Below are 4,093 nucleotides of genomic sequence, written 5' to 3'. Positions count from 1 at the left end.
CTGCTGATCGTCGCCATCCGGGCCTGGGCACCCTCGCGCAAGGCGGCGAATGACCGGGCGGCCCGGTCCATCCTGCCGCAGGAGCCGTCGGATGGCTGAGACCAAGGACCCCCACGCCCTGCCCGGGGCCGACCCGCATACCGGGAACCGCCGGATCGACCCGGTCACGGGCTATGACACCACCGGCCACGACTGGGGCGGTATTCAAGAGCTGAACACCCCTTTCCCGAAGATCGCCGCCGTCGCGCTGCTGCTGACCTTCCTTTACTCGGTCGTCGCCTGGGTCCTGTTGCCCGCCTGGCCCACGGGCCGGGATTACACGCGGGGCCTTCTGGGGCTGGACCAGGGCCGCATGGCGCGGGACGGCTATCAGGCGGTGGACGCGGTGCGGCAGGGCTGGCTGGCGCGCTTCGCCGAGCCGGACTTCGCCGCGCTGGCCCTGGACGACCTTCTGATGGCGCAGGCGATGCCCGCCGCCGCGCGGCTGTTCGCCGACACCTGCGCCGCCTGCCATGGCAGCGCGGGGGCAGGGGGGCCGGGCTTTCCGGCGCTGGACGATGCCGATTGGCTGTGGGGCGGCGAGCCCGAGACGCTGGCCGAAACCATCGCCCTCGGCATCAACGCGACCGACGACAGCCGCGTGGCCGAGATGCCCGTCTTCGACTGGCTGGAGCCCGCCGACCGCCAGGCGCTCGCCACCTACGTCGCCGCCCTGCCACAAGGCAAAGCGCCCCCCGACAGCCCCGGAGCCACCCTCTTCGCCGAGAACTGCGCCGCCTGCCACGGCGACGGGGGATCCGGAGGCCTGCTGGCCGGGGCGCCCTCTCTGACCGACGCTTCCGTGATCTACGGCCAGAACGAGGCCACCATCCTGACCACCCTACGCCACGGCCGCCGCGGCTTCATGCCCGCGTGGAGCCAGCGCCTTTCCCCGGCCGAGATCAACCTTCTCGCGCTCTACATCACCACATTGCAGAAGGCGAAGCCATGACCCCGGCCCGCCAGCGCAGTCTTGCCCTTGCCGGGGCCGCCGCCGTGGTCGCAGCCTTCGTCGCGGCGAATGTCCACCTGGTCGTCACCGCCGTCGCCTCGCAGCCCGCCTGCACGGCGTTGCCCGACGGCCCCGCCCCCGCCCGGCGCAGTTGCTGAGGTCCCGATGCTTGAACCCCTGCCCACGCTTCAGACACGCGCCCCGGTGGAAAGCCCCCACGCCCGCCACCTGCCCGCCCGCGCTGCGCTGGACTGGCTGGCGGCCGGCTGGCGCGACCTTGCCCGCGCGCCGGGGTCCAGCCTTGCCTATGGCGCGGCGGTCGTGGCGCTGTCCTGGGCGGTGCTATGGGGGCTGGCCGCCTGGGGCCTGCTTTACCTTGCGCTCCCCGCCCTGTCCGGCTTCCTGATCGTCGGCCCCTTCCTGGCTGTCGGGCTTTACCAGAAAAGCCACCGTCTTGCGCAGGACGCGCCAACGCCCCCGCTGCGCCTGCCGGCCGGAGCGGCAGGACAGATCGCGATGGCCGGGCTCCTCCTTGGCTTGCTGGTCCTCTTCTGGCTTCGCGCGGCCGACCTTCTCTACGCCCTGTTCTTCGGGATCCAACCCTTCCCCGGCGCGGCGGAGGCGCTTCAGAACGCCTTCACCACGCCGCGAGGATGGGCGCTGATCGCGACAGGCCTGCTGGTGGGCGGGCTGTTCGCAGCCTTCGCCTTCGCGGTCAGCGTCTTCTCTTTCCCGATGCTGGTCTCGACCCGCCGCGATGCCCTGACCGCAATGGGCCGCAGCTTCGCCCTGACCGCGCAGAACCTGCGCCCGATGCTTGGCTGGGGTGCCATCGTCACCGCGGGCATTACGCTGTCGATCCTGACCGGCCTCGCGGCCCTGGTGCTGGTCTTTCCGCTCCTGGGCCACGGCACCTGGCACGCCTGGCGCGCCATCGACCGCGAGGCGCCATGACGATCGGCTTCCTGATCCCGCTGTCGATCGGCATGGGCCTGGCCGGGCTGGTCGCCTTCTTCTGGGCGCTGCGCAACGGCCAGTTCAGCGACCCGGAGGGCGACGCTTGCCGCGTCCTGATCCCCCACCCCCCGCTGCAAGGAGATCGCCATGCCCGACTGGCTTCCGACCCTGATCACGAAGACCCCGGCCGAAGGATATGATCTTGCAGTGAAACTAGCCCGGGTAGCGATCAAGCTGACCCAGCCCGATGCGGCAGTGCGCGACCGTCTGCGCCCAGAATATGCCGAGGATGTCGCGGCGCTAATCGCCGTCAGCCAGGTGGTCGCGACGCATTTCGCCACCGTCGCCGCCGCGAATGACTACTGGCGCGATGCCACATGACTGGGGTGACCGTTACAGCGCAGGGGTTCGAAGTCGATGCGGTCACGATCGCCAACGCTTTCGGACTCGACCCCGCGCAGTTGCAGGAAAGGATGCGCGCCGGAGAGGTGACGATGATGGAGGGACGACTATGGTTGGCCATCCGCGAGACCATCAACTCGGCGACGCAAGAAAATCCTGTATCCGACTGCAAATGGCGATTGAGAGACCGGAGTTGGTGATCACCACACGATGGAGCAATCTAGTTTGGGAGGTGTCGCGTTACCCTTAAATTCAAGTTGCCAAATGAACCTGACCAAGCCCTCAGAAAGATAAACTTATAAGTTCTCCCGGCTCTGTTGCACAAATCCCGTGAGGGATTCATCTTGTGAATCCAGCGTGATAGCTGGTGTGGATGAGCAAACCGAACACACCGACCTACCAGACCCTGAACTGGCCCTCCTACAACGAGGCGCTCAAGCGCCGTGGATCGCTGACGATTTGGTTCGATCCTGACATGGCGTGGGCGTCGAAGCCGACCGGGAAGCGTGGGCGACAGCCCGTCTACAGCGATGCTGCCGTGCAGACCTGCCTGACGATGAAGGTGCTGTTCGGCATGGCGCTGCGGCAGACGACTGGCTTCGTCGAGAGCCTGCTTGGCCTGATCGGCCTGGACTGGGAGGTGCCTGACTTCAGCACGCTCAGCCGTCGCCAGAAGACCCTTGCCGTGAACATCCCGCATCGGGGAAAGCAGGGCCCGCTGCACCTGCTGATCGACAGCACCGGCATCAAGGTCGAGGGCGAAGGTGAGTGGAACGCGCGGAAGCATGGTGGTCCCAAACGCCGCGTATGGCGCAAGGTCCATCTCGGGATCGACGAGCAAACGCTGGAGATCAGGGCGGTCGAAGTCACCAGCAGCGACGTGGGCGACGCGCCCATGTTGCCTGAGTTGCTCGACCAGATCCCTCCCGATCAGGAGATCGCCAGTGTCACAGCCGACGGCGCCTACGACACGCGCAAGTGCCACGACGCCATCGCCGAACGCGGAGCCAATGCCGTGATCCCGCCCCGCAAAAACGCCAAGCCGTGGAAGGCAGAAACGGCAGGCGCGGTCGCGCGTAACGAGGCGCTGCGGGCGTCAAGACACCTCGGACGCGCACTCTGGCGACGATGGAGCGGATATCACCGCCGAAGTCGTGCAGAAACGAAAATGCACTGCGTCAAACTGCTGGGCCAGCGCCTAATGGCGCGGGACTTCGACCGTCAGGTGGCGGAGTTCCAGGTCCGTGTTGCCGTGCTGAACGGCTACACTGCTCTCGGCATCCCCGTCACGAAGGTCGTGGGATAAGTCCGTCCGGGAGAAGGGGAAGTCCGGCCATCAGCCGATTTGTGCAACAGAGTCACTTTGTGTGGAAACGGTCAGGCGTTACCTATGCCATTGCGACGGAATCTCACCGCCTCAGGTGAAACCATCGGAATCGGCGCCATCTAGCATCTGCATCTTACCCTTGAACCACCGCGAGTTTCGCTGCGGTCTTCGTGTTCGCCGCACGCCACATCCGATACCGCACCTGCCCGGTCATCTCGCGGACTAGGCCCATTTCCTCCATCCAGGCAAGGTTGCGCCGGACGGCGGCGCGACTGGCGCCGGTCAGAGCCTCGGCCATAGGTGTCGCGTTGTCCTTAAATCGGCTCTGCCTCAATCTGTGTGGCGGAGGGGCAGCATTCTTGCCCTCAACAGTTCTGGCCCGGCTCGGCCGTACATGGCGCGTTTGAGGGTCTTCA

At 66.7% G+C, this 4,093-nt stretch carries 8 protein-coding genes; 7 read left to right on the top strand and 1 reads right to left on the bottom strand.

Annotated elements, in window-relative coordinates; all coding sequences use genetic code 11:
• Nucleotides 1-91 precede the first annotated feature (91 nt).
• From ccoP to IE126_RS25330, 7 genes are all read left to right on the top strand, one after another.
• Nucleotides 92-991: a cytochrome-c oxidase, cbb3-type subunit III gene (gene ccoP, locus IE126_RS25360; protein WP_189383148.1), complete on the top strand. Its 900-nt coding sequence runs from the start codon at nucleotides 92-94 to the stop codon at nucleotides 989-991.
• Complete coding sequence (locus IE126_RS25355) at nucleotides 988-1,149, top strand: hypothetical protein (protein ID WP_189383146.1); 162 nt, start codon at nucleotides 988-990, stop codon at nucleotides 1,147-1,149. The genes ccoP and IE126_RS25355 overlap by 4 nt, the downstream gene beginning before the upstream one ends.
• A gap of 7 nt (nucleotides 1,150-1,156) precedes the next feature.
• On the top strand, nucleotides 1,157-1,945 hold the full coding sequence (locus IE126_RS25350; protein WP_189383144.1) for a DUF2189 domain-containing protein: 789 nt from the start codon (nucleotides 1,157-1,159) through the stop codon (nucleotides 1,943-1,945).
• A complete protein-coding gene (gene ccoS, locus IE126_RS25345) occupies nucleotides 1,942-2,148 on the top strand; it encodes a cbb3-type cytochrome oxidase assembly protein CcoS (RefSeq protein ID WP_189383142.1) in 207 nt (68 codons plus the stop codon). Before IE126_RS25350 ends, ccoS begins: the two co-directional genes overlap by 4 nt.
• A complete protein-coding gene (locus tag IE126_RS25340; protein WP_189383140.1) occupies nucleotides 2,096-2,329 on the top strand; it encodes a hexameric tyrosine-coordinated heme protein in 234 nt (77 codons plus the stop codon). Before ccoS ends, IE126_RS25340 begins: the two co-directional genes overlap by 53 nt.
• Entirely contained in the window at nucleotides 2,326-2,550 is a 225-nt protein-coding gene (locus IE126_RS25335; RefSeq protein WP_189383138.1) for a DUF6522 family protein, read from the top strand. Before IE126_RS25340 ends, IE126_RS25335 begins: the two co-directional genes overlap by 4 nt.
• A gap of 173 nt (nucleotides 2,551-2,723) precedes the next feature.
• Nucleotides 2,724-3,656 (top strand): IS5 family transposase, encoded by a 933-nt coding sequence (locus tag IE126_RS25330; protein WP_189383136.1) that lies wholly within the window; start codon nucleotides 2,724-2,726, stop codon nucleotides 3,654-3,656.
• A gap of 154 nt (nucleotides 3,657-3,810) precedes the next feature.
• Here IE126_RS25330 and IE126_RS25325 read toward each other — a convergent pair whose 3' ends face one another.
• Complete coding sequence (locus tag IE126_RS25325; protein ID WP_189383150.1) at nucleotides 3,811-3,975, bottom strand: helix-turn-helix domain-containing protein; 165 nt, start codon at nucleotides 3,973-3,975, stop codon at nucleotides 3,811-3,813.
• Nucleotides 3,976-4,093 lie beyond the last annotated feature (118 nt).

This window comes from Gemmobacter nanjingensis (assembly GCF_014652195.1).
In the GTDB taxonomy this organism is placed as follows: Bacteria; Pseudomonadota; Alphaproteobacteria; order Rhodobacterales; family Rhodobacteraceae; genus Gemmobacter; species Gemmobacter caeni.
This window is presented reverse-complemented; position numbering and strand designations above follow the sequence as displayed.